The organism is Cytobacillus sp. BC1816 (assembly GCF_051353635.1).
GTDB classification, from domain to species: Bacteria; Bacillota; Bacilli; order Bacillales; family Cytobacillaceae; genus Cytobacillus; species Cytobacillus oceanisediminis_C.
Map to the genome: position 1 here is coordinate 4,095,434 of NZ_CP195611.1, position 26,440 is coordinate 4,121,873.

27 protein-coding genes are annotated in these 26,440 nt (G+C 41.0%); 3 read left to right on the plus strand and 24 right to left on the minus strand.

Going from position 1 to position 26,440, the window contains the following annotated elements; genetic code table 11:
- The first annotated feature begins 35 nt into the window (after positions 1-35).
- Entirely contained in the window at positions 36-575 is a 540-nt protein-coding gene (gene pssA, locus ACR42H_RS20900; protein WP_113882764.1) for a CDP-diacylglycerol--serine O-phosphatidyltransferase, read from the plus strand.
- A gap of 41 nt (positions 576-616) precedes the next feature.
- On the opposite strand, the gene ACR42H_RS20905 is transcribed toward pssA, so the two are convergent.
- Complete coding sequence (locus ACR42H_RS20905; RefSeq protein WP_436373055.1) at positions 617-2,413, minus strand: M3 family oligoendopeptidase; 1,797 nt, start codon at positions 2,411-2,413, stop codon at positions 617-619.
- A gap of 121 nt (positions 2,414-2,534) precedes the next feature.
- Complete coding sequence (locus tag ACR42H_RS20910) at positions 2,535-2,690, minus strand: hypothetical protein (protein ID WP_436373057.1); 156 nt, start codon at positions 2,688-2,690, stop codon at positions 2,535-2,537.
- Positions 2,691-3,138: 448 nt separating this feature from the next.
- Here ACR42H_RS20910 and ACR42H_RS20915 point away from each other — a divergent pair, with 448 nt between their 5' ends.
- Positions 3,139-4,104: a F510_1955 family glycosylhydrolase gene (locus tag ACR42H_RS20915; protein ID WP_436373059.1), complete on the plus strand. Its 966-nt coding sequence runs from the start codon at positions 3,139-3,141 to the stop codon at positions 4,102-4,104.
- A 319-nt stretch (positions 4,105-4,423) separates the two neighbouring features.
- Here the strand turns inward: ACR42H_RS20915 and sigK are convergent, their stop codons facing one another.
- From sigK to mtnN, 4 genes are all read right to left on the minus strand, one after another.
- Positions 4,424-5,143 (minus strand): RNA polymerase sporulation sigma factor SigK, encoded by a 720-nt coding sequence (gene sigK / locus ACR42H_RS20920; protein ID WP_009333047.1) that lies wholly within the window; start codon positions 5,141-5,143, stop codon positions 4,424-4,426.
- Positions 5,144-5,941: 798 nt separating this feature from the next.
- Complete coding sequence (locus ACR42H_RS20925) at positions 5,942-6,082, minus strand: YrzI family small protein (RefSeq protein ID WP_113882862.1); 141 nt, start codon at positions 6,080-6,082, stop codon at positions 5,942-5,944.
- A gap of 374 nt (positions 6,083-6,456) precedes the next feature.
- Positions 6,457-6,717 (minus strand): YrhC family protein, encoded by a 261-nt coding sequence (locus ACR42H_RS20930; protein WP_113882761.1) that lies wholly within the window; start codon positions 6,715-6,717, stop codon positions 6,457-6,459.
- Between the two features lie 234 nt (positions 6,718-6,951).
- Positions 6,952-7,650, minus strand: coding sequence for a 5'-methylthioadenosine/S-adenosylhomocysteine nucleosidase (gene mtnN, locus ACR42H_RS20935; protein WP_113882760.1), 699 nt, complete (start codon positions 7,648-7,650; stop codon positions 6,952-6,954).
- A 220-nt stretch (positions 7,651-7,870) separates the two neighbouring features.
- Between mtnN and ACR42H_RS20940 the strand changes: the two genes are divergently transcribed.
- A complete protein-coding gene (locus ACR42H_RS20940; protein ID WP_113882759.1) occupies positions 7,871-8,077 on the plus strand; it encodes a YrzA family protein in 207 nt (68 codons plus the stop codon).
- A gap of 28 nt (positions 8,078-8,105) precedes the next feature.
- Here ACR42H_RS20940 and ACR42H_RS20945 read toward each other — a convergent pair whose 3' ends face one another.
- From ACR42H_RS20945 to recD2, 18 genes are all read right to left on the minus strand, one after another.
- The gene (locus ACR42H_RS20945; RefSeq protein WP_436373062.1) at positions 8,106-8,774 is read right to left on the minus strand and encodes a YrrS family protein; all 669 of its coding nucleotides are present in this window, start codon (positions 8,772-8,774) and stop codon (positions 8,106-8,108) included.
- 435 nt (positions 8,775-9,209) lie between these two features.
- Positions 9,210-11,003: a peptidoglycan D,D-transpeptidase FtsI family protein gene (locus ACR42H_RS20950; protein WP_436373064.1), complete on the minus strand. Its 1,794-nt coding sequence runs from the start codon at positions 11,001-11,003 to the stop codon at positions 9,210-9,212.
- A 56-nt stretch (positions 11,004-11,059) separates the two neighbouring features.
- Positions 11,060-11,536, minus strand: a complete 477-nt coding sequence (greA, locus tag ACR42H_RS20955; protein ID WP_009333053.1) for a transcription elongation factor GreA — start codon at positions 11,534-11,536, stop codon at positions 11,060-11,062.
- A 232-nt stretch (positions 11,537-11,768) separates the two neighbouring features.
- The gene (gene udk / locus ACR42H_RS20960; RefSeq protein ID WP_053434308.1) at positions 11,769-12,404 is read right to left on the minus strand and encodes a uridine kinase; all 636 of its coding nucleotides are present in this window, start codon (positions 12,402-12,404) and stop codon (positions 11,769-11,771) included.
- 3 nt (positions 12,405-12,407) lie between these two features.
- The gene (locus ACR42H_RS20965) at positions 12,408-13,676 is read right to left on the minus strand and encodes a peptidase U32 family protein (RefSeq protein ID WP_436373067.1); all 1,269 of its coding nucleotides are present in this window, start codon (positions 13,674-13,676) and stop codon (positions 12,408-12,410) included.
- A gap of 35 nt (positions 13,677-13,711) precedes the next feature.
- Complete coding sequence (locus ACR42H_RS20970) at positions 13,712-14,641, minus strand: peptidase U32 family protein (RefSeq protein ID WP_436373068.1); 930 nt, start codon at positions 14,639-14,641, stop codon at positions 13,712-13,714.
- Positions 14,642-14,646: 5 nt separating this feature from the next.
- Positions 14,647-15,282 carry an O-methyltransferase gene (locus ACR42H_RS20975; RefSeq protein ID WP_436377037.1) on the minus strand — a complete coding sequence of 212 codons (636 nt, stop codon included), beginning with the start codon at positions 15,280-15,282 and terminating at the stop codon, positions 14,647-14,649.
- Positions 15,283-15,759: 477 nt separating this feature from the next.
- Positions 15,760-16,893 (minus strand): endolytic transglycosylase MltG, encoded by a 1,134-nt coding sequence (mltG, locus tag ACR42H_RS20980; RefSeq protein WP_436373070.1) that lies wholly within the window; start codon positions 16,891-16,893, stop codon positions 15,760-15,762.
- A gap of 413 nt (positions 16,894-17,306) precedes the next feature.
- Positions 17,307-17,591 carry a DUF1292 domain-containing protein gene (locus tag ACR42H_RS20985; RefSeq protein ID WP_009333059.1) on the minus strand — a complete coding sequence of 95 codons (285 nt, stop codon included), beginning with the start codon at positions 17,589-17,591 and terminating at the stop codon, positions 17,307-17,309.
- A gap of 14 nt (positions 17,592-17,605) precedes the next feature.
- A complete protein-coding gene (gene ruvX, locus ACR42H_RS20990; protein WP_181782297.1) occupies positions 17,606-18,022 on the minus strand; it encodes a Holliday junction resolvase RuvX in 417 nt (138 codons plus the stop codon).
- Between the two features lie 2 nt (positions 18,023-18,024).
- The gene (locus ACR42H_RS20995) at positions 18,025-18,291 is read right to left on the minus strand and encodes an IreB family regulatory phosphoprotein (protein ID WP_009333061.1); all 267 of its coding nucleotides are present in this window, start codon (positions 18,289-18,291) and stop codon (positions 18,025-18,027) included.
- A gap of 245 nt (positions 18,292-18,536) precedes the next feature.
- Positions 18,537-21,170, minus strand: a complete 2,634-nt coding sequence (gene alaS / locus ACR42H_RS21000; protein WP_436373073.1) for an alanine--tRNA ligase — start codon at positions 21,168-21,170, stop codon at positions 18,537-18,539.
- 382 nt (positions 21,171-21,552) lie between these two features.
- Positions 21,553-22,641, minus strand: a complete 1,089-nt coding sequence (locus ACR42H_RS21005) for an AI-2E family transporter (protein ID WP_436373075.1) — start codon at positions 22,639-22,641, stop codon at positions 21,553-21,555.
- A 159-nt stretch (positions 22,642-22,800) separates the two neighbouring features.
- Positions 22,801-22,935, minus strand: a complete 135-nt coding sequence (locus ACR42H_RS21010; protein WP_083390473.1) for a YrzQ family protein — start codon at positions 22,933-22,935, stop codon at positions 22,801-22,803.
- A 25-nt stretch (positions 22,936-22,960) separates the two neighbouring features.
- On the minus strand, positions 22,961-23,152 hold the full coding sequence (locus tag ACR42H_RS21015) for a hypothetical protein (RefSeq protein WP_113882751.1): 192 nt from the start codon (positions 23,150-23,152) through the stop codon (positions 22,961-22,963).
- 15 nt (positions 23,153-23,167) lie between these two features.
- Positions 23,168-23,638 (minus strand): PRC-barrel domain-containing protein, encoded by a 471-nt coding sequence (locus ACR42H_RS21020; RefSeq protein WP_113882859.1) that lies wholly within the window; start codon positions 23,636-23,638, stop codon positions 23,168-23,170.
- Positions 23,639-23,760: 122 nt separating this feature from the next.
- Positions 23,761-23,910, minus strand: a complete 150-nt coding sequence (locus ACR42H_RS21025; protein WP_436373078.1) for a hypothetical protein — start codon at positions 23,908-23,910, stop codon at positions 23,761-23,763.
- A gap of 98 nt (positions 23,911-24,008) precedes the next feature.
- On the minus strand, positions 24,009-26,435 hold the full coding sequence (gene recD2 / locus ACR42H_RS21030; RefSeq protein ID WP_436373080.1) for an SF1B family DNA helicase RecD2: 2,427 nt from the start codon (positions 26,433-26,435) through the stop codon (positions 24,009-24,011).
- Positions 26,436-26,440 lie beyond the last annotated feature (5 nt).

Genomic DNA, 26,440 nt, shown 5'->3' on the forward strand with positions numbered 1-26,440 from the left:
CAGGCTGTGATTCCCAGGTGCAAGGAGTGTTTGACATGTTTTTACAGGATGTTCTTGATTTAACCATCAAGAAGCTAAAGGCACAGACAGCAAATATCTTAACTCTGTCTAACCTGTTCTTAGGGTGCTTTGCTATTTTATTTTCTATTAATGACAATTTGAAATTGAGTATGCTGCTGATTTTTATTGCAGCTCTTGCTGACCGGTTTGATGGGATGGCAGCAAGAAAAATGAATATTGAATCGGATCTAGGAAAGCAGCTGGATTCTATGAGTGATATTATTTCTTTTGGAGTTGCTCCTGCACTGCTCCTATACATGGGAGTCCTTTATGATTATGGGGCACCAGGCGCTTTCTTAACTGCTCTATATATCGGCTGTGGAGCTTTAAGGCTAGCCCGTTTTAACATCAGTGACAATAATGGCTATTTTACAGGATTGCCAATAACGGCTGCCGGCTGCCTGGCCACTTTATGCTTTCTGGCAATTCCATATTGGCCTTCACCTTTATTTCTCTTTATCATGCTGACACTTTCCATTCTAATGATAAGCCCTTTCAGGCTGAAAAAAATGTAAAAAAAGCCGTGCTCATATTAAGAGCGCGGCTTCAGCTTTTATTAATTCTCTGTTAATTCCAGGAGTTCTTCCACATCGTCCATGCATAATTGAACGGCACCTTCCCAGAACTCAGGCTTTGTTAAATCTGCATTTAAATGCTTCATAGCTAAATCTTCGACTGTCATGGATGCAGTATCCTTTAATAATGCTATATATTTTTCTTCATACCCTTTTCCTTCTTTAAGAGCCTGTGCATAAATTCCAAGCGAGAACAAATATCCAAAAGTATATGGAAAATTATAAAATGGCACGCCAGTAATAAAGAAATGAAGCTTTGAAGCCCAGAAAGACGGATGATACTCATCAAGTGCGCTTCCATAAGCTTCTTTTTGGGCATCCGTCATGATTTCATTTAGACGGTCCGCACTTACATTTCCTCGTTTTCTTTCTTCATAGAATCGTGTTTCAAACAGAAATCGTGCATGGATATTCATGAGCAGCGCAACAGACCTTTGCACTTTATCTTCTAAAAGCGCAAGTTTCTCTTCTTCTGTTCCTGCATTTTTCACTGCTGCATCAGAGACAATCATTTCTGCAAAAGTAGAAGCTGTCTCAGCAACATTCATGGCATAATTTCGGTTCAGCAAATGAAGGTCCTTCATCGCGTATGTATGAAAACCATGCCCCAGTTCATGTGCAAGGGTTGAAACATTGGATGGTGTCCCTGAGTATGTCATAAAGATCCTTGATTGACTGCTTTCGGGGAAGTAAGTATGGAAACCGCCTGGCGCCTTTCCTGGACGATCCTCTGCTTCAATCCATTTTTCTTCAAACGCTTTTTTAGAAAAGGCTGTCATTTCTTCTCCAAAGTGAGCAAACTGCTCAAGGATAAAATCTGCACCCTGCTGATAAGTTAATTTTGTTTCTGACTTGGAGAGCGGGGCATCCAGGTCATACCAGCTTAATTTCTCTAAGCCTAAAAGCTTTGCTTTTCTCTCTAAATATTTAACAAGAGGTGCCTTATTTTCTGAAATTACATTCCACATCGTATCCAGGGTTTCTTTTTTCATTCTGTTTAAGTCCAGAGGTTCTTTGAGGAAGTCGCTCCAGCCTCTTAATTTATATATATTTAATCTAAAACCGGCTAAATGATTTAAGGTTTTAGATAAATAGTCAGACTGGCTGTTCCAGGATTTTTCCCAATTATCAAAAACTTCCTTGCGCAATTTTCTGTCAGGACTTGAAAACTTATTAGCAGCCTGTCCAACTGAAAGCTGCTTTATCTCGCCATTTTCAGTGTAAGGAATTTTTATATTTCCTACTATTACGTCATACATCTGGCCCCATCCGTGGTAACCATCAACTGCAAGAGCATTAATGACAGTTTCTTCCTCTTGCGAAAGTTTTTCTGAGGCATTTTCGCGGCGTTCGTTTAATACGAATGAAAGCTCATTTAAATCCTTATCATTCATAATTTGCTCCCATGAACCTTGATCTAAATTTGCAAGCTTCTGATCAAATGCCGTTAAAGCGTTTTGAAAAGCTGCACTAAGTTCCGTAGTTGCCCCTCTAAGATCTTTCGCTTTCTTATCCTCGGTATTTTGGGCCTGAAGACAGCTCACAAAAGCACCAGCCTGACGCACTTTTCTTGCCGTCTGCTGGAAAAGCTCAATGATTTCGCTTATTTCAGCTGCATCTGCAGCAGAATTAGCAGGCTGCCAGTTATGTATTTGATTAAAAAATGAATCAATATGCTTCCTTGTATCCAGTAAATGCTGATCAAATTCTGCTGAGTCGCTTCCATCCTTAAAAAAGACATCCAAATCCCAAACTGACGAATAGGCTGTTATAGTCATATAATCCCCCCATAAAAAGTTTCGACTACAGAAATATTATACAGTGATTTTTCCGAAATTTCTATAAATATTCTATAAAAGAGGCCCACCCCCCCTGGTATGAGCCAACCGCTGGATATTTCTATCTGAAATAGCCGCCGCCAAAGTATGCAAACCCTCCAAAAACAAGCAGCAGGATCAGCAGAACAACTGCGAGGGCCAGCCAGAATCCCCCGCCTCCATAATAACCGCATGGATAAGGAGGGGGAACAGGATAACCGCCATAACCATAAGGCATAACCTTAACCTCCCTTCGCCTTCTATTATTAAGATATGTAATTTATGGACCAGCGTTTAGGCTTTTACACTAAAATATCGGTGAAAAACCGGTATGTTCTTGGCACCTCTCTTAGATTAGTTCATAGGATATACCAGAGGGAATTTTATGGGAGGAGTGTTAAATGAAAATTATCTCAATCTGCAAAAAATGCAAAGGTACAGGCAATATAACAGCATATAAATTCATAAAGAAAACCTGCCCTGCCTGCAATGGATCCGGCAAAGTGACTAAACACCTTTCCGACTTCAAAAAAGAGGAACGAAATAAGACTTTTCTTCACTCTTCATAGGGCTATTTAACAGAACCCTTCCCTCAGGCAAGGGTTTTTTATTTTACACTGAAATACTATATAATGACATCGATAATCAAAATAACCGTTAACCCGATATGAATTGGAGTGAAATCAATGAAACAAGGCAGAACGATTTTGGCAGTTCTCCTATTATTGCTCGCAGCTGGCTGTTCTGCTGAGAAAGAGCAAAGTAAAAAAACTGCTGATGAACCATCAAGTAAAACTTCAGATGAGGCTGACTATACTATTATTGAGGCATCAGCTCAGCAAATCGAGCATATTCAAGGAATTGGATACCCGGGAAATGATACTGGACTCTACCTATCGTCCAGCGATGGCTTAAAGTTTTATAAAGATGGCATTTGGCATGAGACCACTTCCCTTAACCATGACTACATGGGTTTTCAGGCAGTCAAAGAGGGATTTATTGTAAGCGGCCAGCCTGATAAGAACTCAGTCATAAAAAACCCTCTTGGTATTGTGAAAAGCACTGATAAAGGTGCTTCTTTTAAAAACCTGGCTTTTAGCGGAACAAGTTCCTTCCCTTTTTTAGTTGCCGGCTACGATACAAATATAATCTACATGATCAACCAGGATAAAAGCGAAGAGCTCGAGGCAGGTGTCTACCGCTCTCAGGATGCAGGAAAAACATGGGAGACAGTCAGCTTAAAAGGGCTTGAGGCCGACACACTTGGAATGATCGCGGCACATCCAACTCATCCGGAAATCATGGCCATGTCCACAAGAAGCGGCATCTTCTTCTCACAGGATAGAGGTGAAACTGTGAAATTAGTATCTGATCCAGTCATGGCTACAGCCCTCGCTTTCACAGAAAATAGCTTGTACTATGCGTATGCAGATCAGGAAAAGGTTCAAATGAGCAAAATCGATTTTGAAACGATGGAAAACTCACAAATTAAAATCCCTTTTCTCAGCTATGACAACCCTATTACATACATTGCTGCCGATAATAAATCTAACGTAAGGCTTGCAATTTCAACGTATCTCAAAGATTTATATGAATCTGCAGACAGCGGTGCGAACTGGCAGCTTTTATTAAAAAATGGAAGAATTGAATAACTCAAAACGGAAGCGCCTTATCAGAGGAACTTCAACTTAAGACCGCAACGTCCTGTGACGAACGTTGAAGCCTGCACATCCTGTGCAAGTCCGACAGGCATAAGGCGATTCACACTGGAAACCTCCCAAAGCAAGTTTTGGTCGGGTGAAGCATCTCTGCCGAAGCGTTCCTTGTCCTGATTTCTGGAGTTATTTGGCTTATGACCCGAGGGGGCTAGGAGCTTAAGCAGGATGCTGACAATCATTCCGCAGAGGTATTTTCCACCGCTCCATTATATAGGTCCTATACAATTACCAAAGGGACAGTCGAACTGTCCCTTTAGCTGTTATTTTTCCTTTTTTCTTTTTCCGCCCGATAAAACTCATGGAACATTTTCATCAGTGCCCTCTTTTCAATACGGGAGACGTAACTTCTAGAGATGCCAAGCTCTTTGGCAATTTCTCTTTGTGTTTTTTCTTTTTGCAGGTCAAGCCCGAACCTTCCGACAATTACTTCTTTTTCCCTGTCATCTAAAACATCAATATACTCCTTCACTTTTTCCAGCTCCATATTTAACTGTATCGTATTAATAACATCCTCAGATTCCGACTTAAGAACGTCAATAAGGGATATTTCGTTTCCTTCTTTGTCCTGCCCGATGGGATCATGAAGGGATACATCTTTTTTCGTCTTCTTCAGTGCCCGCAAGTGCATCAGTATCTCATTTTCAATACAGCGGGCTGCATAGGTGGCAAGTTTTGTGCCTTTTCCTTCCGAATAACTCTCGATGGCCTTTATCAGTCCGATTGTCCCTATTGATATCAGATCTTCAGAATCCTCGCCTGTATTTTCGAATTTCTTAACAATATGGGCGACCAGCCTTAGATTATGTTCAATAAGCATATTACGTGCATGCGCATCGCCTGCAGCCATCAATCGCAAGTATTTCTTTTCATCTGCAGGAGACAGCGGTTGAGGAAATGCATTATTTTTTACATAAGATACAAGAAACACAATCTCCTTAACCAAAAACCCGAGTGCAGTTAAAATACCGGACATCGTTCCACCCCCGCTTAGAATGCGTTCAAAAATGTCTATAACTAATTCCTATGTATGGATAGAGTTGTTTTTGTCTGTCCAATAGAGATATTTTCTTCAGAAAATATTTTCTTCTTCATTTACACTGCAATTTGACAAGCTATCTGTCATGATAATAGGATATAATCATTTATAATATCGCTGTTATCCCCAATACATAGCTTTGGAAGAAAGAGGTTTTGATATTTGAATGCCCAGAGAATCATTTTAGCTCTCGTCTTTTTTATTGTTCTGCTTGACAGTCTTGCCAAATTTATTTTCGAAGGTTTTTCTTTAAAAACCTTGATGATATTGCTTGCAGTGTCTGGAATCGTCTTATTTCTCTGGATTTTCCCAAAGAAAAAGGACTGACTTTTCAATCCCAAAGTCAGTCCTTTTTCTTTTAATGCAAGCTACTCCGCTACGCTCACCTCAGCTGATATGATGCAGCCGATAGTGCCGCACACAACCAATCCCATTACGATCCAAAACATCTTTCACACCCCTATTAAATTCCTTATTTTCTTTAATGTAACATGGTTTCTGCATCAGAAAAGGAGAGGAATGTGAACATTCTGTTAATCCGGATCATATGGATCAGTTCCTTTTTTTACGGAATTTCAGGGTTAAAATTAATATATGCAAAGACATGCGCCTTACCTCCTAACCGGTTACAGCTTCGTTAGGTGGAATCTTTCTCCACCCAAAAAATTGCCTGACGTCCTTGTAAAATGTAAAACATTTAGCAAACCACCTTTCCTCATTTTTTATCACTGAAAATTAAAATGGACGGTAAATAGAGAATTGACGATCACGGTTTTGATCGATAATTTTTTTAGCCATTTGTTCGCGAACAACATCTTCTGCTGATAATTGACGTTTTTTTATTGTGACTGTCAAAAATAATATATTTAATGTCATTAGATATTCCACCTCCTCGTTCACATCCAGCCTGAAGGCACAAAAAAGCCGCAAAGAGATACACTCCCAGCGGCCTGGCCATAAGGCATAAAAAACCGCAGGGCACAATTCTCCCTGCGGCATGGATATGTAATGTCAATTAAGCAAATCTAAGCGATCCATTCCATGTAGGTCGAATTTGTAAAATATTTATTTAGCTGTGCTTCTAATACAATTGCCTTTAACATCATTTCATTCGACCTCCTTTTTAGAATTTTTTCACTTATAATGGTAATTATATCCACGATTATATAGTTTGTAAACCTTTTTTGATCATTTTTATTTATTTTTTTATTAAATAAAAAAAACGCCCGGAGATCCGGCCGTCATTTTATTTATTTCCTCATTAGATATTCCTGTCCTTCATCCGTTTCATTCAATTTACTTCGGCATCGTTTTGAAAGGATAAAGAAAAGGATTGAGCCAAACAGGAAAGCTGAAGAAGATCCAGCCATTATATATAAATCAGTAACTGTGTTTGCAGTGTCAGGGATAATCAAACCAATGTAAAAAAATGATCCGACAGCAAGCATAGAAATTGCAAAACGCTTGAAATCCACCATTTTTTCAAATAAATGCTTTGCTTCATTCTTCATTTATTATCACCTTCTATGGAATAAATCTTATAAAAGACTATAATCCTACTTTAACATATATGGCAGCTGTGAAGGTGATGTAAATATTGTAAGCGAGGGAAAAACATCCAAATAAGAAAAGCGGAAGGCGTCTGAAGCTAGACAGTTATCGAAGTTAAAAACATTATAGATTCTGATATTACGAAAAAGACGGCTTCCCATGATGAAAAGCCGCCAAAACGCCGTTATCTTTTATTATTGCTTTAGGGCATCCACAATCTTCATTACAAGCGTAGCGGAATGAAGTGCCGCCTTCTCCAAAAATTGCTCAAATGAAACATCGGATTCTTTTCCAGCAATATCAGAGAGTGCACGAATGACAACAAAAGGAGTCTTAAATTGATGGGCAACCTGTGCCACTGCCGCTGCTTCCATTTCTACTGCCTGCAAGTCTGTAAATTTATCACGGATATAATCCACTCTTGCTGGATCATTCATGAAGGAATCACCTGTTGCAATTAACCCTCTGACAACCTGGATATCCCCGATTTCCTTTGCACACGCTTCAGCGATCTGTACCAGACTGCCGTCTGCTTCAAAAGCAGGCGGCAATTGGGGCACCTGACCATATTCGTAGCCAAAAGCGGTAACGTCTACATCATGATGCCTAACCTCCGTGGAGATTACCGTGTCTCCCACATTCAGTTCTGGATTAAAGCCTCCAGCAGAACCGGTATTAATGACAAAATCCGGCTTATATCTCTCCAAAAGTATAGCTGTGGACATGGCTGCATTTACTTTGCCTATGCCTGAACGGAGAAGCACCACTTCCGCACCATTCATTTTCCCTGCTGTATACTCGCACCCGGCGATCGTTTCCTGGCTCTTGTCTTCTATTTTATCTCTAAGTAATGTTACTTCTTCTTCCATTGCTCCAATAATAGCTATTTTCATAAATAAAACCTCTTTCTCATTTTTCTAAGCTTTTGATTGCATTCATCAGTAATAGAGTGCCCATATGCAATATCCAAACTCTATTCTACCATCATAAACGGGATGTTTGCCATATTCGAAAATCCATCCATACAGCCCCTATCCAGAATTGAAAGTTGCCAGACTTAAATGCACACCATAAAATAAATATTGAAACAGTATTGAAGGGAAGGGAATCACAATGAATTTTCAGTTTGATTTGATAGAAGATAAGGTTGAGTTCTTTGAGGCTCTTGCTTTAAAAGAGCTTGAAAAGAAAATAAATGCACAAATTGAGCATAATAAAGCAATTCTTTTAACCGTCCATCACGTTTCCCATCAAATGCATCTCGATGAGAATGGGAGAACGTATTACTCGGCGGTAGTGCACTTTAAGGCAAAAAAATAAGGACGCCACCGGCGTCCTTATTACCTAATTAATTTATTTCATTTAATACTTCCACTTTGGATGGCTTCCAGCCTTCTCCGTCAACCCAGTCAATATAGACGCGGTACTTTTCGCTTTTATCTTTTGTGGAAATTGTCCCAACAGAGCTGTTTGGCCCATTATTGCCAAGGAACCAAACAGTCATATTGCCCTGTTCAATACCTGTAGCATATGAAATGGCACTGAGCATTTCCTGCCAATCCACATGATTTTGATCGTAGACAGCAGTATGTTCTCCGGACTGAGATGTGCCGACTGGTTTCCATGCTGGGTTTTCAATCGTTTTTTCAACATCAGGACCGCTTCCGCCTTCTGTTACGACTTGTTCTTTATCTTCCTCAGACTCATCTTCAGCTTTTTTCTCTTCAGCTTTTTTATCTTCTTTATCAGATTCTTTATCTGCTTTCTCTTTGTCTTTACTCTTATCCTGCTCTATGTCATTGTCCTGGTCTTCCCGGTTACTCTCATTTTGTTTCGATTCAGATGCTGTCTGTTCATCAGCAGGAACTGCCTGATCATTATTTCCGCCAAAGAATATTTTGGCTGATACCACAATAATTAGGACGATAACAAGTGCAATAAGACTATTTAAAATTATATTGGTTTTTTTTCTTTTTTCCCGTTTTCCAAAACGGGATTCTCTGCTATTCCCTTTCAAAGCTTTCTCCTCCCCAATCTGTCAGGATTTCAAGTAAATATCAAAAGGATCTGTTGATTTCCGTACAGGCACGCAGCGTACCCGCGGGGAGTGCTGCGTGCTTCCTCGGCTTTGCCTTTGGTGCCTCGCATTCCCTCACTTCCCGCAGGACATTGAATAATCCTGCCTTAATCAACACAGACCGAAGAAAATGCAAATGCATTTTCGAGGATCAAGTACCCTCCGTTCCAATACTCAGTGCATAAACTTAGGGCATAAACTATACATACGTTGAAAGAATCAATATTAATAAAATGAGAATAACTTTACTCAAACAGCGCTGTCAACATTCTAACATGGAATCAGGTTATCTTAAAAGAATTAACCTATAGACGTACTGCAAGCAGTTAAATGGACGACAGCAGCATGCGGAAAGTTACACTATACCATATTTACTTAAGAGTCCGCAGAGCCAGATGGAGGATTTTCTTCATTATGATTATTGTTATAGATTTCTTTCACAATATCTGCAAAAAGCGGATTTACTCCTCCTGTGTCTTCAGTAACTTCCAGGTTTACAGCTACAAGGGCATATTTTGGGTTTTTATAAGGAAAATAACCCGCAAACCATTTATTGTGAAGCTGTTTCCCATCTGCCATTATACCTGTTTCTGCAGTGCCCGATTTGCCTGCAACCTCATATGGAAGTTCTTTAAACCAGCGTCCGGTCCCTTCTTCATTTAACACTACTTCCCTAAGCAGCCTTTGAAGCTTCATAGCGGTAAAAGGGGCAATTTTATCTCCCTCCAGCTTCTTTTCCTTGAATTCTATAAGAGATGTACTGTTTTTATATTCTATTTCAGAAGCAACCCGGACCATTTCTTTATCTCCTCCTCTAGCTATAGTTGCCATCATATTGGCAACAGCAAGTGGAGTGGCTCTTACTTCATGCTGTCCGATCCCTGTCAGACCGGCAAAATTACTGTCTTTTTTTGCATCTTCAGACAGAAACACTCGTCCCTTTTCTTCGCCTTGAAGCTGTTTGAAATCATTAAAATGATAAATATCCCCCTGCCAGCTCACAGGACCCATTAATGAAAGTTTTTCTGCATACTCCTCAAGGAGATCCGGGTTAATATCTTTTAGCTCCTTAGCAATGGAAGCAAATGTATTATTGCAGCTTCTGGCAAAGCTATCATTAAAATTCAGCATCCCATGCTGGTATTTAAGATCAGGTTCCCCGTTTATTTTCCTGCTGCAGTCAAATTGCCTTTGCGGATCGTCCAGGCCTTGATCAATTGCCGCAGCTGCCACCACTGTTTTAAAAACAGATCCCATAATTTGCTGTTTAATCATATGATTTACTGTCCCGCTGCTTTCTGCATCAAAAGGATTGTCTTTATTAATAGATGGACGTGACACCATTGCCAAAACCGAATTAGTCTCTATATCAAGAAGGACAACTCCACCTTTTTTAATCCCATGCTGATCAGCCAATTTTTCGGTCATCATCTGCAAATCGTAGTCCAAGGTTGTTCTAATATTAACCGGATAAAAGGGATTTGCTGGCTCAACATATTTTACATCAATGCCAAACAGCGGGCCGCCAGTCCCATCCACATGATAGACAAGTTTTGATGCCCCTTCAGGAAGCAGAAACTCATCGAAGCTTTTCTCCATGCCGGTTATGCCAATCATTGTGTCAGAAGAAAGATCTTTGTTCGGATATCTTTCATTTAAAACGTTCTGATTTTGTCCGGTAATTCCAATTAGCTGAGATGCAGGCTTCTCAGAACGGCTGTATTTCTTCTCAACAGCAAATACACCCGGAATTTTCAATGCATTGATGTCCTCCATCTGCTCGATTGACAGCTGTATTGGCTCTGGGGTTCCAAAAGCAAAAGGCTCTTTTGCATTCTCAACCGAATGTCGCAAGGAATACTCCGAAGCACCCGTAATCTTAGATATCTTCTTTATATCCCAATCCATTCTTGCAAGGAAGGGGAATAATATAAGAACAGATTTATTTTCAAATGTCATGGGATTTCCGCTGCGATCCAGGAAATTCCCTCTCCCGGAATCAATAATCATTTCCTGGGACCGCTGACGGACACTCGATTCCAATAAGTTGATTTCTCTGTCTGTAAAATGCTCTGTTGAAACCAACTGCAGCTGTATCAATCTGCCCATAAGAAAACAAAGGACCATGAAACTAACGATAAGCCAGCCAACTGCTCTTTTTCTCCACATAAAAAACACCTCGTCAAAAGTCTTGACGAGGTTTTCATATTTCAAACCAGCTATTCTTATTTAATAGAAACAATGCGTACGTTCATTTCTCCACCAGGAGTCTGAACAGTCACTTCATCTCCAACTGTACGGCCAATCAGGCTTTTGGCAATTGGTGAATCATTTGAGATTTTCCCTTCAAAAGGATCCGCCTCTGCACTTCCCACGATAGTGTAAGTTTCTTCATCTCCATCCGGAAGCTCTACGAAAGTAACGGAACGGCCAAGTCCAACAATATCTCCGGCCATTTCTTCCTCTTGGATGATCTTTGCATTGCGGATCATATTTTCAAGAGTGGTAATCCTGCCTTCAACAAATGCCTGCTCTTCTTTCGCTGAATCATATTCTGAGTTCTCGGAAAGATCTCCGAAGCTTCTTGCGATTTTTATACGTTCAACCACTTCTTTGCGTTTAACCGATTTTAAATATTCAAGTTCCTGCTCAAGTTTTTCTTTACCTGCTTGTGTCATTGGGAAAACCTTTTCTGTAGCCAAAACCTTCACTCCTTCGAATTACACATTCTTTAAAAGTATGTGTTCTATAAATGTATGTACTTCTTTTTATCATATTTTTAGGAAAATGAACAGGAGCGCGTCCTTTGTTAAAGGGCGCGCAGATCATCTTTTTATGTTCACTGGCTCTGATAAATTTTAAAATGCTGTTCGGCAGCAGCTTAGCCATTCGGTAAAAGGATAAGTCCTATTGAACATTTTCAATGCTATTGTTTCATAAAAATGACTTTTGTTCAAGAATTGTTTGAATTTTTGTGACCATTAAATCGATGGCAACATAATTATGCCCGCCTTCAGGAATAATGATGTCAGCATATCTTTTGGTCGGCTCAATAAATTGATTATGCATTGGCCGTACCACATTTACATATTGTTCTATGACTGAATCCATTGTGCGTCCCCGTTCTTTTATATCCCTGAATAAGCGGCGGATAATACGCAGGTCAGCATCCGTATCTACATATAATTTCATGTCCATCAGATTACGGAGTCTCTCATCCTCAAGGATCAGAATGCCTTCTAAGATGATAACATCCTTTGGTTCGACTTCAATTACCTCTTCGGACCTTGTATGCATGGCATAATCATATACAGGCTTGTTAATCGGTTCATATCTTAGCAGGCTTTCAATATGTTCAATTAGCAGGTCGTTATCAAATGCAAGCGGATGGTCATAATTCGTTTTCAATCTTTCTTCAAAAGGCAGATGAGTCTGATCCTTATAATAATAGTCCTGTTCGATCATAAGGATTGAATGCCCTTTGAAACGGTCATAGATCGCTTTGGTTACGCTCGTTTTTCCTGAGCCGGAACCGCCGGCCACCCCAATTACAACGGGTTTGCGTTTCATTGATTAGAGCTCCTTTCGCATCATGTTGTTAGGGTATACCGGCTTATCAAGCTTAAATTGAACAATTTGAAGCGGATGGCGCGCTGCATCCAGCTCATTGCCTTTTTCATCCCATATTTTATCGATGACTTGTGTAAAATTGTCAATTTCAGGACCAAAGAATTCTACTTCTTCTCCAGGCTGAAATTTATTTCTCTGCTGAAGGGTAACAACCTGTGTATCCGGATTGTATTCCAGTACAAGCCCAACGAAATCGATATTCGTCTTTTTGCTATGATTTCCAAACATTTGCTCTTTATACCCAGGAACCCCTTCAAAGAAAGCGGGAGCTGTTTCGCGGTTTGCACATTTATCAAGCTCTTCCAGCCATTCCGGCTTAATCTTGAAGTTATCAGGATCTGCACAATAGGCATCAATCACTTTACGGTACACGGTGACTACTGTTGCAATGTAATGAATGGATTTCATGCGTCCTTCTATTTTTAAGCTGTCAATTCCCAGTTCAATCATACGGGGAATTGATTCAATCAGCTTAAGATCTTTCGGACTCATGGCAAAAGGAGCATCTCCTTCGCTGTATAAAGGAACTTCATTCTCGTCTTCAAGCCGGTATAAATCATAATCCCATCGGCAGGATTGGCAGCAGCCGCCTCTGTTGGAGTCACGGGCTGTCATATGATTGCTGAGTGTACAGCGTCCGGAGTAGGCAATACACATTGCCCCGTGGATGAAGGTTTCAATTTCAATGTCTACCTTCTCCTTCATTTCTTTGATTTCCTCCGCACTTGTTTCACGCGCAAGGACGACACGCTCCAATCCTTCTTCTTTCCAGAATTCCACTGCCTTCCAGTTAGATAGGGATTGCTGCGTGCTTAAATGGACTTCTATCTCGGGTGCAACATGGCGGCAGGTTTCAATGATAAGCGGATCTGCTACAATGATTCCTGCTACTCCTGCTTCTTTAAGGCCCAGCAAATACTCCTCAAGACCATCAATATTTTCGTTATGCGCGAATATATTGGTTGTGACATAAATCTTAGCTCCGTATTTTTTGGCGAATTCCACGCCTTCTTTCATTTCTTCAAAAGTGAAATTGCCTGCGTTCGAACGGAGGCCATATTCCTGTCCGCCGATAAACACGGCGTCTGCACCATAGTGGACGGCAATCTTCAGCTTTTCAAGGTTTCCTGCCGGAGCAAGCAATTCAGGCTTCTTTACAATAACCCTTTTGCCGTTGACAATTTCGGAAATTTTCTCCTTTACCGCTGCCATAAAGCTTCCTCCTCTTTCTTTTTAATATAGTCAAATCAGTAGACGGTTTCTTTGAAGAAGAACCCAGTATCAAGCTTACGGTTAGCTGGCTGAATTTCTTCAATTTCACCGAGTAGATCGTCTTTTATTTCATCGTATTGGTCCGGGTCTTCGACACATAGATCAATAGCTTTTCTGTAGAGCTTAGTGACTTCGATAATATATTCAGGACTTTTTAATACCCCGTCAATTTTAAATGAATCAATGCCTGCTTCAATCATTTCCTGCAGTTCATCAATAATGCAGATGTCATTGGGGCTCATAATATGAGTGCCATTTTCATCTTCAAAGATAGGGTATTTGTTTTCCCGTTCCTTATCGTGAAGGAACATGCTTTTTTCCTGTGCGCGGTTTTCAACTTCCAGAGCTTTTCCCTGGTATTCATAATAATTGCCAAGCAGGGAGCGCTTAGATTGGAACATTGCAGTCATGCCATGAACCTGCACTTCAATTTCCACTTCAGCATTTTCTTTTATTTCAATGATGGCATCCATATTAATCTCTCTTGCCAGGACTGCGCGTTTAGCGCCCTTTCTGCCCCAGTAATTGCATGTATACCAGTTTGTTGCAGTAGTTTCAGTATTCCAATGGAGCTTCATGTCAGGGGCAGCCGAGCGGGCTGCCATCAATACAGCAGGATCCCCAAAGATAATAGCATCTGCATTAATTTCTTTTAAGAAACTGATATAGCCCTCGAGTTCAGGCACTTTATCATTATGAAATAAAGCATTCATCGCCACATACACTTTTTTCCCATGCTTGTGGGCAATTTCCACCGTTTTTTGCACATCTTCCCTTGTGAATTCTCCTGCAAGCCTAAGTCCATAACGTTGTTCACCTACAACAAAGGCATCTGCACCAGCCGACACAAGCTGCTCGATATCTTCAACTCTTGCGGGTGTTACTAAGAGTTCAGGTTTTCTCATTGTTATCACCTCTTTTTACTAATTGCCACGCCATCCCCAACAGGCAAAATAACTGTGTGGTATTCAGGATGACTCATTAACCATTTATTAAACACATCTATTTTTTTTACCAGATTCCGGATACGTTTATTTTCTATAACAGGTTCACACACAAGACCTTTAAAAAGGACATTGTCTGTAATGATTACGCCGTCATAAGAGAGATAGCGGGAATATAATTCAAAAAACCGCTGATATTGTCCCTTTGCTGCATCGATAAATATAGCATCATAGGGTCCGTGTTTTATGACATCCTCCTCAACTTCCAGAGCATCTCCCTTTATGATGCGGATTTGCTCCTTTTTCCGGGCTTCATCTATATACTGCTCGGCAAGCTGATAACGTTTTACATCGCGTTCAATTGTAACAATTTTCGCTTCAGGAACTGCAAATGCCATTCTGATTGCAGAATAGCCGATTGCTGTCCCTACTTCCAAAATCGTTTTAGGTCTTTGGATGCGCAAAAGCTGAAGCATCGCCTCAATCCCCGCCAGTTCCATGATCGGAACATTATGTTCCTTGGCGTATTGCTCCATTTTGTCCAGTAACTGGGGTCTTTCAGGTATTATCTCCTCTATATATGCATGCAGCTTATCGTTCATCAAGCTGGCATCACCTCGATCAGACGGAATTTTATTGTCAAGCTGCGGCTCCCAGGAACTCACGGGTCTCAGCCGCTTTTCTATTTAGACATGAAAAAATAGCGTTCACAGATAGGATGTGAAAATGCGCTGTACGGCATTCCGGCTTAGGGTGAGCCTGTATCCATGCTTGTCCGTGATTTACGCTATCGCAAAGCTTTATCGCAGTCCAACGGACAGTAAGACCCCACTCCAAGACTGAATGAAATCAAAGAAGTATATATGAGGTCAAACTGTCCGTAAAGGCCCGAAAGAAGAACAAAGATTAAGACGCCACATCCTGTGGCAACATCTTTGTAACCCACATGCTGTGGGCCTCAACTAACAATTATCGGGGATAAAGCCCCCACTAATTGGAGTTTCACTGTATAAAACACCTGATCTATTTTACCATAATTAAAAGGGGAATGCTATATCTGCCCATTCCCCTTTTGCTTTTCAATTATTTGTAATATGCTGTGCTTTCTTTTGGTTATGCTCATCTAGAGTTTTTGAGAAAAGCACTTCTCCTGTAGATGTAGCCAGGAAGTACAGGTAATCTGTCTCTGCAGGCACCAATGCTGCTTCAATCGATGAAACGCCGGCATTGGCAATTGGTCCGGGCGTTAGTCCAGGATACTTATATGTGTTGTATGGCGAGTCGATTTCCAAGTCTTTATATAGGACCCTTGATTTATGTTCTCCATGTGCATAAAGGACAGTTGGATCTGTCTGCAGCGGCATTCCTGTGTCTATCCGATTGTAGAAAACACTTGCAATCTGATCACGGTCTACTTTCGCCGTTGCTTCTTCCTCTATAAGCGATGCCATTGTCAATAATTTGTGCGGGGTGTATTCCCGCTCGTCCATGTCACCTTTATACTCTTTAATAACTGATGCCGTTTTATCGAGCATAACTTTGACAATTTCCTCTATAGACGGATCTTCTTTGTAAAAAGGATAGGTTGCCGGAAATAAGTATCCTTCAAGGGGATACTTAATATTCTGTGCAAGGATTTCCTTTGTCAGCAATTCAGGATATTCTGCCATTAAAGACTCAATAAAAGCTTTATCATTGAGTTTCTTCAAAACGTCTTCAGGCTTTTTATCAGTCTTTTCGGCAATGATTCCTGCAATCTGCTCAAGCTGTTTCCCCTCTGGAATGGTGATCTTGAAAGCCATTTCTTCCATAACCTTACCTGTTTTCAAGCTATCCAGGATTTCCTTCATGTTCATGGAAGGCTTTAATTCATATTCTCCTGCCATGAATCCAGCTTCATTTTTAAATTTCACATAATATTTAAAAACACGTGCATCCCTGATAATTCCATTTTCTTCAAGAACAGTGCCGATTCCTGTTACAGATGAACCGATTGGTATTTCTACTTTCTTTGGCTTATCATTGTCGGGATCAACAGGCTTTAAAGCTGAATTAATATAAAAATATCCGCCGCCAATCACTGCAGCAGCTGAGATTAATAATATGATTGCAACTATCATTACAATTTTCCTGACTACTTTCGCTTCCCCTTGGCGCTCAATCATTTTTTCGCGTATTATTTCTTTTTTTCCTTTTTTATCGTCTGCCGACATCACATATCCCCTCCGTTCCAAAGACGTTGGCTTCTTTTGCAAAAGACAAGCTAAATCATGATGTTTTCCAGTAAATTAACCAGTATGCTTGCTTGCCAACAGGCCTAAGAATAACTTCGTATCATCTTTTTTGTTTCCTGATACATCTCGGCTTATTATACTATATTTTCTTTTGGAAGTCGCAGGATATTACAAAAACCAAGGTGATTCGCCAATAATTTCAACGCTTTTCATTTTTGCTTTTATTAATTATAGGCCTTTTGAACCCATATCAGAAATCAAGAGAAAAAGAAAAGCGCAAGCGCCTACCCCCCGATATCTCGAAGGGTAGGCGCTTGCGCTAGACAATTCCTGAAGTAAAAAGATATAAATTCTGATAATAAAATAAAAAACTGGCCCGGGGGCCAGTTTTATTAATCTTCTTGCTCATCAAGGAATGTGTTAAGCATTTCTTCAATTAAATCCCATTCCTCTTCTGTTTCGATTGGCTGCAGTTCGCCGTCCTTGCTGTCTTCACTTGGGCTGAATGCTGATGCATGAATTTCAATTTCTTCATCATCATTTTCATCCGCCCCCACAGGGTAGTAAAGGACATATGACTTGCCGAATTCTTCGGAATCAAACGTGAACAATACTTCGCAAAGCTGCTCGTTGCCTTCCTCGTCAATTACAGTAATATTGTTATCTCCATGGTTCATTTCTGTTCACCTCATTAAATTTGGCTATTTAAAAAGCCTTGTAAAATCATAACGGCTGCCATTTTATCAATGACCTTTTTTCGTTTCTTGCGGCTGACATCCGCTTCAAGCAAAACTCTTTCAGCTGCAATTGTAGAAAGTCGCTCGTCCCATAATACGACTGGAAGACCAAATAGCTTTTCCAGCTCTGAAGCATAGAACTGGCTTGCTTCACCGCGGGGGCCAATGGTTCCATTCATATTTTTAGGCAAGCCGACAACAATTTTACTGACTTCATGCTCTTTTATTATTTCACTAATTCTTTCAAAACCAAACTCTTTTTCTTCCTCGCTGATTTTGATGGTTTCCAAGCCCTGCGCTGTCCATCCAAGCGCATCGCTTAGAGCGACGCCGACTGTCTTAGAGCCGACATCCAGTCCCATAGTCCGCATGTTTACCCCTCACGCTGCTGTTTTAAGTATGATTTAACCAATTCCTCGATGATCTCATCCCGTTCAAGTTTACGGATGATATTGCGGGCATCCTTATGGCGGGGAATGTAAGCTGGATCCCCGGACAGCAGATAACCGACAATTTGGTTAATAGGGTTATACCCTTTTTCCTGGAGGGCCCCATAAACTTGAAAAAGAACTTCATTCACATCTTGTTCGATTGGTTCTTCAGGAAAATTGAACCTCATTGTTTTATCAAATGAGCTCATATTCTTACACCTCGCTTTTCTGTATGAAGGATGAGGATAGCTTATATATACCGGAACTGAAATCCGGTGAACAGCCAGCTTGTCCAGCTCTTCATAACGGTTTGGCCTGCAGCCTGAATAAACAGAGCGATCAATAAATATGATCTTGTTCCTGACAGGAAAACATGGTGAAGAACAAGCTGTTTCTTCCTGATGATGAACAATCTCTCTTGGTTACCTTCATTTTACACTACTTTTCAGGGATATCAAACGGATTTAACCCATTCTTCCACAAATTGCAGAGCACTTTCAAGTTTTTCCGGATCTTTTCCGCCAGCCTGGGCCATGTCCGGACGGCCGCCGCCGCCGCCGCCGCATTTTGAAGCGACTTCTTTGACCGCTTTGCCCGCATGGAAGCCTTTTTTGATCAGATCATCTGTTACCCCGGCTATTATATTCACTTTACCCTCATTTACACTGCCTAATACAACAACTGCAGATCCGAGTTTTTGTTTTAAATCGTCGGCCATATTGCGCAGGTTATTCATGTCTGACGCCTGGACCTTCTCAGCAAGAACAGTAATGCCGTTGATTTCTTTTGCCTTTGATACCAGGCTCCCTGCTTCAATATTGCCCAATTTCGCAGCTAAAGATTCGTTTTCTCGCTGCAGCTGCTTCATTTCTCCAAGCAGCACATCAATTCTTGAAGATAAATCTTTTGGATTGGTTTTTAATTTGCCTGATGCTTCTTTTAAAACATGTATCTGGTCATTCATCAGCTTGTATGCAGCCTCGCCAGTTACAGCTTCAATTCTGCGAGTTCCTGCCCCAATTCCGCTTTCCGATTGAATCTTAAACAATCCGATTGAAGAAGTATTCCGAACATGGCACCCGCCGCAAAGCTCAAGACTATAATCTCCAACCTGAACAACACGGACAATCTTGCCATATTTCTCTCCAAATAGTGCCATAGCTCCCATTGCTTTTGCCTCGTCAATATCTTTGAAATTGATATCAACATCAAGGCTTTTCCAAATTTGTTCGTTGACAATTGCCTCAATTTTCTCAAGTTCTCCAGAGGTAATTTGCCCGAAATGGGAGAAGTCAAAGCGCAGGCGATCAGGGCCTACCAGAGATCCAGCCTGGTTGACATGGCTTCCCAATACATCTTTTAAAGCCTGATGAAGCAAGTGAGTTGCAGTGTGATTCTTGATTACCTTAGAACGGATTTGCTCATTTACCGAAGCCATTACAGTTGCTTCAGCCTTCAGCGTCCCTTCTTCAATGACAGCTCTATGAAGGTTTTGTCCATTTGGCGCTTTTTGAACATCCTTAATGGACACCTTTAATCCCTCTGCTTTAAGAGTTCCCTGGTCCGCAATCTGTCCGCCGCTCTCTGCGTAAAATGGTGTTTCATTTAAAATCAGCTGGACTTCTTCACCAGCACAAGCTTCATCAATTAGCTGACCGTCTTTTACAATGGCTGCTACTTTAGATTCTGTCTGAAGCTTATCATATCCAACAAATTCGCTTTCAATTTTCAGCTCACCTAATACGCCGCCTTGGACCTGCATGGAATCTACATCCTGACGCGCTGAACGTGCACGCTCGCGCTGTCCTTCCATTTCCTTTTCAAATCCGGCATGATCTACTTTCATGCCTTCTTCTTCCGCATACTCCTCAGTTAATTCTACGGGGAATCCATACGTATCATAAAGCCGGAAGACATCAGCCCCCTGAATCGCAGCACTTCCTTTTTCCTTTTCTTTCTTAATAACAGATGACAGGATGGCCAAACCCTCATGAAGTGTTTCATGGAAACGTTCTTCTTCGTTTTTGATGACTTTTTGAATAAATTCTGTTTTTTCTTTTACTTCCGGATAGAAGTCATGCATTATTTCTCCTACTACCGGCACCAAATCATACATGAATGGCTCATTTATATTGATTTGCTTGGCATATCTGACTGCACGGCGAAGCAATCTTCTCAAAACATAACCCCGTCCTTCATTGGAAGGCAGTGCACCATCCCCCACTGCGAATGCTACAGTGCGGATATGATCGGCAATAACTTTAAATGCAACATCCGTTTCTTTAGAAGCTCCATATTTCTTGCCCGAAATTTCTTCTGTTCCTCGGATAATCGGCATAAATAAATCTGTATCAAAGTTGGTAGGCACATTTTGAACGACAGATGCCATCCGTTCAAGTCCCATACCGGTATCAATATTTTTCTTTGGAAGAGGCGTATAGGTGCCATCCGGATTATGGTTAAATTCAGAAAACACTAGGTTCCAAACTTCTAAATAGCGATCATTTTCACCGCCTGGGTATAGTTCAGGATCTTCCGGGTCATTTCCATATTCAGATCCGCGATCATAGAAAATTTCTGTATTTGGACCGCTTGGGCCTTCTCCAATATCCCAGAAGTTTCCTTCCAGACGGATAATTCTTTCTTCCGGAACTCCCACTTCTTCCCGCCAGATTTTAAAAGCTTCGTCATCTTCGGGATGAATTGTAACAGATAGCTTTTCTTCTTCAAACCCAATCCAATTTTTATCAGTCAAAAACTCCCAGGCCCAAATGATGGCTTCTTCTTTAAAATAATCACCAATTGAGAAATTGCCCAGCATTTCAAAAAATGTATGGTGCCTCGCTGTTTTGCCTACATTTTCGATATCGTTGGTGCGGATGGATTTTTGGGCATTCGTAATCCTTGGATTCTCCGGGATGACACGGCCGTCAAAATATTTTTTTAGAGTGGCGACACCACTATTAATCCAAAGCAGAGAAGGGTCTTCGTGCGGAACTAGGGAAGCACTGGGTTCAACAGCGTGTCCTTTCTCCTTGAAGAAGTCTAAAAACATTCGGCGTATTTCTGCACCTGATAATTGTTTCATTCTAACCAGCCTCCTAAAAATATGTAAAAACTTTTAAAAACAACAAAAAAAGCCCTCATCCCCTGGACAGGGACGAGAGCTTGCTCGCGGTACCACCCTGATTATGGAAGAATATAAACAATGACCAGACCTTTATCCAGTTCATTAGGTAATCTCCCATCTCTCAGATCCTTAACGCGGATAAACGGCAGGGATTAGCTGCACTCGGGATTAGCTTTCTGTTATCCTTCATCTAGGAGTTCTTTCAGCCTGGGAACTCCCTCTCTAATATGAATGCAATACCTGCATTCACTCAGATGGCCTATAACATACTTATTCCGTCAACATGATTAATATAGCTTTATAGACGAATTATAGCGATTTATCTTTGTTGTTGTCAACATCATGATGATGTTTCAGTGATTTCTGGTTGTTTATTTTTTGAAAAGTGTTTTTTCGCATGAATGATGCTTACTTTAATGACAGCTAAAATTGGAACTGCAATGATTAAGCCCAATATCCCTGCTGCTTCCCCTCCAGCCAGCAAGGCCAGCATAATGAGAAGCGGATGCATATGAAGGCTTTTTCCGACAATGAGGGGTGATAGGATATTCCCCTCAAGAAACTGAAGAACAATAATGATGCCAATCGTAATTACGATCATCTTGACCGATAAAGCAGAGGCAATGATTACAGCCGGTACCGCTCCGATAATTGGGCCAAAATAAGGAATCACATTAGTAACCCCTATTATAGTGCCAAGCAAAAGAGGGTAGCGCATATCAAAGATCCAGAAAAGCAGGGAAGAAATGGTCCCGATGGCCGCACAAACCAAAAGCTGGCCTCTAATATAGCTTCCCAGGGACTTATCTACATCCCTTAAGAATAAAACGCCTTCCTTTCTCCATTTCCTAGGCGTCAAATACCAGGCAGCCTTTTTCATAATCGAAAAATCTTTAAGGAGATAAAATGAAATGAAGGGAATAATAGCGATAATCACAGCATAATTCAATACATTAAGAAAAAATGAGATTACCTTCGATAAAAGATTATTCAACCGTTTCTCTACCGCTGCAATGACATCATCTATCCTGGTTTGCAGGCCATCAGGCCATGTTGATGTTTTACTCTGAATAAGGTCTATCCATCCCCGGTACTGATTGGCAAATTGAGGAGCATTTTCCGCAAGATCACGCAGCTGGTGAATAAAAGCCGGAATCCCTTTATACAAAGCAAGGCCAATTCCCCCGAAAAATAAAAAATATATAATAAAAACGGCAAGCCCCCTATGAAGGCCAGTTTCATGCAATTTCTCCACAATCGGGTGAAGGAGATATGTAATAAATGCTCCAATGACAAAAGGAATGAATACTGCAAACAAGATTTCCAGAACAGGCATCCATAATGGCTGAAGCTTTAGGAAGACGAAAATCACAATAAACAAGAGAAGCAGAAATCCAAGCCGGTAGTACCATTTCATTTGAATATTCAATATGGCCCGCCTCCTTGTTTTTATTGTGATAGCTTCCTTGGGATTTATACATGTACTTAATAAGATAAGCGCAAGTACATTGTTCATGTGAAACGGGATCAGCCATTTCACTCCACCAAAAAGCTGGCCCTTGTAAAAGAACCAGCCCCAAAATCATTTTTAGAATAAAGCTTTCGTTATTTTTTTTTGCATGCGTTTCATTTTTCGGCCTGATATCATATTATTTTTTTGCGCGTAATTATAAGCAGCCATGCCTGCCCCAAGCATCATTGCAGAGGTTAATATTTTGTTCAAACTGGCTCACCTCTTTCGTCCATAATTACGAAAGATACCGGCGCTCATCTTCTTCAAATAAATCATCAAGGGAGCTAAGTGTACCATCTTCCTCTACTTGATGAGTATTAATGATCCCCTTGGCCAAGGAAAGTTCTATAAAGCAATTCCAGCAGTAAAATTGGTTAATTCCAATTTTTCCAATATCTTTGCTCTGGCAATTTGGACATTTCAGCACGGATAAGACACCTCACTATTTTACATTTACAATTATGGCGTCTTTTCCAATTGCAGGCGGGTCATCGGTTTTTATGACACGTTTTCCTTCCAGCACATCTGAAAAGAAGCCATCCGACAGTTCGTACCCTACAATCGTGCCCAATTCTTCCTTGAAGTATACATCCTCCAGCAAGCCCAGCCGTTCACCTTCCTGGCTCATAATCATTTTTCCAGTTAACCGGTTATGGGTCTCACATGTATAATCATCTTGTTTTGGCATTGCTTGCAGAACAGAGGAATCTTCAATCATTACTCCATCCCAGCCAAAAGATGCCACGTCCTCAATATTGATGATATATGTCTTTTTCAGAAGAGCGCCCTTTCGCAGCAGTAATCCCTTTACTTTCCCGGTGCCTGAAATGGATAAATCACAAATATCGCCTGCTTTATTGCCGGTTTTCAATTCAAAAACCGGCAAACCTTTTAATAAAGAAAATGTCCGCAAAGAGAATCCCGCCTTCCCGAACATTTATAGTTTTCACCGTTTCTTTAAAAAAATGAAGGAAAACCATTCCCATGGGACCCATAAAGTATTACTAAAACCGGATTGGAGGGTCTGCATAAGCATTACCTTCTATTGTACCTTGGCTTATTAAAACGTTCGCTGCGCTCCCCGCCGTCTGCCAGTTCCTCTGAAAATTCATAATCCTGCTGTGGCTGTTTACGGCGTTTCACTCCATGGAGATTGAGAAGAGAGCTTCTGATTTTCTTTTCCACATTTATCTCTCCTTTTCATATTTATTTTCAAACGGCCAAACGGCTCGTCTATTTCTGAGATATACAAAAAGAACAGTCTGTTATTTAGACTGTTCTTATTAGCTATATTCTTTTTCCATAAAATCATACGGTGTTATATTTCCCATTCCTATCATTGGATCGGCTTGGAGAAGCCTTTCTTCGAGGGTTAGGGTTTCAGGCAGGGGCGACTCACCTGTATCTTCCTGCATTGCTTCACCTTTTAATGGGATTGCTTCTCTAAGCTTTTCTGAAAGAGTTGTCAGGCGGGCTTGTTCATCCGCACGTTCCACACCGATTTTCAACGCATCTTCTTCACCGCACAGTATCAAAAATTGTCTGCTGCGGGTAATGGCGGTATAAAGAAGATTTCTTCTAAGCATCCTGTAATAGCTTTTAACAACTGGCAAAATGACGATAGGGAATTCACTTCCCTGGGATTTATGGACTGAACAGCAGTATGCATGTGTAATCTGATTAAGATCCTGCCTTGTGTAAGTAGCTTCCGCACCATCGAAGGATACGACAATCATATCCTGTTTTTCCGTATTTTCCTTTGCGTAAAAAATAGATACAATCTCACCCATATCCCCATTAAACACATTATTCTCAGGCTGATTGACAAGCTGAAGGACTTTATCGCCGATTCTGTATTTCACATCACCAAAGGAAAACTCTTTCCTCGTTCCATCAGGGTTTGGATTTAGTATTTCCTGCAATATTTCGTTTAGCCTGTCAATTCCTGCAGGTCCGCGGTACATAGGGGCAAGCACTTGAATATCCTTTGAGGAATAACCTTTCTTTTTGGCATTCAGGACAACCTTTTCAACAACATCCGCAATTTGGCCCGGCTGGCATTTGATAAAGGAACGATCTGTCTGCTGTGCAGAAATGTTCGCGGGAAGTTTGCCTTTTTTCATTTCATGAGCCAATTCAATGATTGAAGATCCTTCAGCCTGTCGGTAAATATCTGTTAAACGAACGGTAGGAATACGATCTGAACGCAAAAGATCTTTTAAAACCTGGCCTGGACCCACTGAGGGCAGCTGATCTTCATCCCCCACAAGGATTACCTGCATATTTTCAGGGAGAGCCTTGAAAAGCTGATTAGCAAGCCAAACATCAACCATTGAGGTCTCATCTACAATTAAAATCCTGCCTTCCAATGGACTCTCTTCGTGCCGGTCAAACCCTTCGGTCCCATTCCAGCCAAGCAGACGGTGAATGGTTACCGCGGGCAGCCCAGTTGACTCGGCCATCCGTTTTGCAGCCCTTCCAGTAGGCGCAGCCAGCAGGAAGGGAAAAGGCTCTTCCTTTTTATAGTCTTTTGGCTCAAGAGAGCAGCCATGCAGTTCGGCATATAACTCAACAATTCCCTTAATAACGGTTGTTTTTCCTGTACCCGGGCCGCCAGTCAGTATCAGCATAGGAGACATAAGAGCTGTTTGAATGGCTTCCTTTTGGGTCGGGGCGTACTGAACACCCAGACGTTCCTCCAGATTGCCAAGGGCCAAAAGAAATTCCGACTCCGGAAACTGTTCATCATATTGTGTTTGCTTAAGGATCCGTTTAATATTGGTTACAAGTCCCTTTTCAGAAAAATAAAGGGATGGAAGGTATATCTTTTGGCCTTCAGCCATGATTTTCCCTTCCTCTTCAAGCTTAATCAGTTCCTTGGATATATCCCTGTATTCAATTGTATCACGCTTATTTTCTTCTAAAAGCTTCTTCGCACTTTGCAGAAGTGGTTTTGCTTCAAAATAAACATGGCCTGCCTGCATGCTTTCCATTTCAAGTATGTAGAGGCAGGCTGCTTTAATACGATCAGGATGATTACCAGAAATGCCGATTTGATAGCCCAGTTCATCTGCACGGCCAAAGCCGACTCCTTCTATATCCTCAACCAGCTTATAAGGGTTGCTTTGGACAACTTCAATCGTCATTTCTTTATATACTTGATAAATTCTCATGGAAAGCTGCGGGCCAAAACCATATTGATTTAATGCAATCATGGCTTGCTCAAGGCCTTGATGTTCCATAAGCGTGCCGTAAAGCAATTTTGCTTTTTCAGGTGACAGTTTTGGAACCTTATCGAGAAGAGAAGGCTGATTTAGAATGCGTGTAATCGCATCTTCTCCAAGTGTCTCAACGATTTGCTCGGCAGTTTTCTTTCCAATCCCTTTAAATAATTCGCTTGATAAATAATTGGCTACTCCTTGTTTGGTCTGGGGAAGATCTTTCCTGTAATGGCTTGCGTGGAATTGGACGCCGAACTTAGGGTGATCCTTGAATTCACCGTAGAAAATATATGTTTCATGCTCATGCATCTTTGGCAGATAGCCTGTAATGACCGCTTCTTTTTCATCATAAGAGTCATTCGTTTCATCAACCCGAATGCGCACAACCGTATATAAGTTTTGCTCATTATGAAAGATTGTGACAAGATGTCTGCCTTTTATGAACTTTCCTTGTTCGGCAAAAAGATCCATGGAATCCTGTTTCTCCATTTCCT

Coding starts and splice junctions, on each gene's coding strand:
- pssA (WP_113882764.1), top strand. CDS start 36: ATGTTTTTACAGGATGTTCTTGATTTAACCATCAAGAAGCTAAAGGCA.
- ACR42H_RS20905 (WP_436373055.1), bottom strand. CDS start 2,413: ATGACTATAACAGCCTATTCGTCAGTTTGGGATTTGGATGTCTTTTTT.
- ACR42H_RS20910 (WP_436373057.1), bottom strand. CDS start 2,690: ATGCCTTATGGTTATGGCGGTTATCCTGTTCCCCCTCCTTATCCATGC.
- ACR42H_RS20915 (WP_436373059.1), top strand. CDS start 3,139: ATGAAACAAGGCAGAACGATTTTGGCAGTTCTCCTATTATTGCTCGCA.
- sigK (WP_009333047.1), bottom strand. CDS start 5,143: ATGTCCGGTATTTTAACTGCACTCGGGTTTTTGGTTAAGGAGATTGTG.
- ACR42H_RS20925 (WP_113882862.1), bottom strand. CDS start 6,082: ATGACATTAAATATATTATTTTTGACAGTCACAATAAAAAAACGTCAA.
- ACR42H_RS20930 (WP_113882761.1), bottom strand. CDS start 6,717: ATGAAGAATGAAGCAAAGCATTTATTTGAAAAAATGGTGGATTTCAAG.
- mtnN (WP_113882760.1), bottom strand. CDS start 7,650: ATGAAAATAGCTATTATTGGAGCAATGGAAGAAGAAGTAACATTACTT.
- ACR42H_RS20940 (WP_113882759.1), top strand. CDS start 7,871: ATGAATTTTCAGTTTGATTTGATAGAAGATAAGGTTGAGTTCTTTGAG.
- ACR42H_RS20950 (WP_436373064.1), bottom strand. CDS start 11,003: ATGTGGAGAAAAAGAGCAGTTGGCTGGCTTATCGTTAGTTTCATGGTC.
- udk (WP_053434308.1), bottom strand. CDS start 12,404: ATGAAACGCAAACCCGTTGTAATTGGGGTGGCCGGCGGTTCCGGCTCA.
- ACR42H_RS20965 (WP_436373067.1), bottom strand. CDS start 13,676: ATGGCAGCGGTAAAGGAGAAAATTTCCGAAATTGTCAACGGCAAAAGG.
- ACR42H_RS20970 (WP_436373068.1), bottom strand. CDS start 14,641: ATGAGAAAACCTGAACTCTTAGTAACACCCGCAAGAGTTGAAGATATC.
- ACR42H_RS20975 (WP_436377037.1), bottom strand. CDS start 15,282: ATGAACGATAAGCTGCATGCATATATAGAGGAGATAATACCTGAAAGA.
- mltG (WP_436373070.1), bottom strand. CDS start 16,893: ATGTCGGCAGACGATAAAAAAGGAAAAAAAGAAATAATACGCGAAAAA.
- ACR42H_RS20985 (WP_009333059.1), bottom strand. CDS start 17,591: ATGAACCATGGAGATAACAATATTACTGTAATTGACGAGGAAGGCAAC.
- ruvX (WP_181782297.1), bottom strand. CDS start 18,022: ATGCGGACTATGGGACTGGATGTCGGCTCTAAGACAGTCGGCGTCGCT.
- ACR42H_RS20995 (WP_009333061.1), bottom strand. CDS start 18,291: ATGAGCTCATTTGATAAAACAATGAGGTTCAATTTTCCTGAAGAACCA.
- alaS (WP_436373073.1), bottom strand. CDS start 21,170: ATGAAACAATTATCAGGTGCAGAAATACGCCGAATGTTTTTAGACTTC.
- recD2 (WP_436373080.1), bottom strand. CDS start 26,435: ATGGAGAAACAGGATTCCATGGATCTTTTTGCCGAACAAGGAAAGTTC.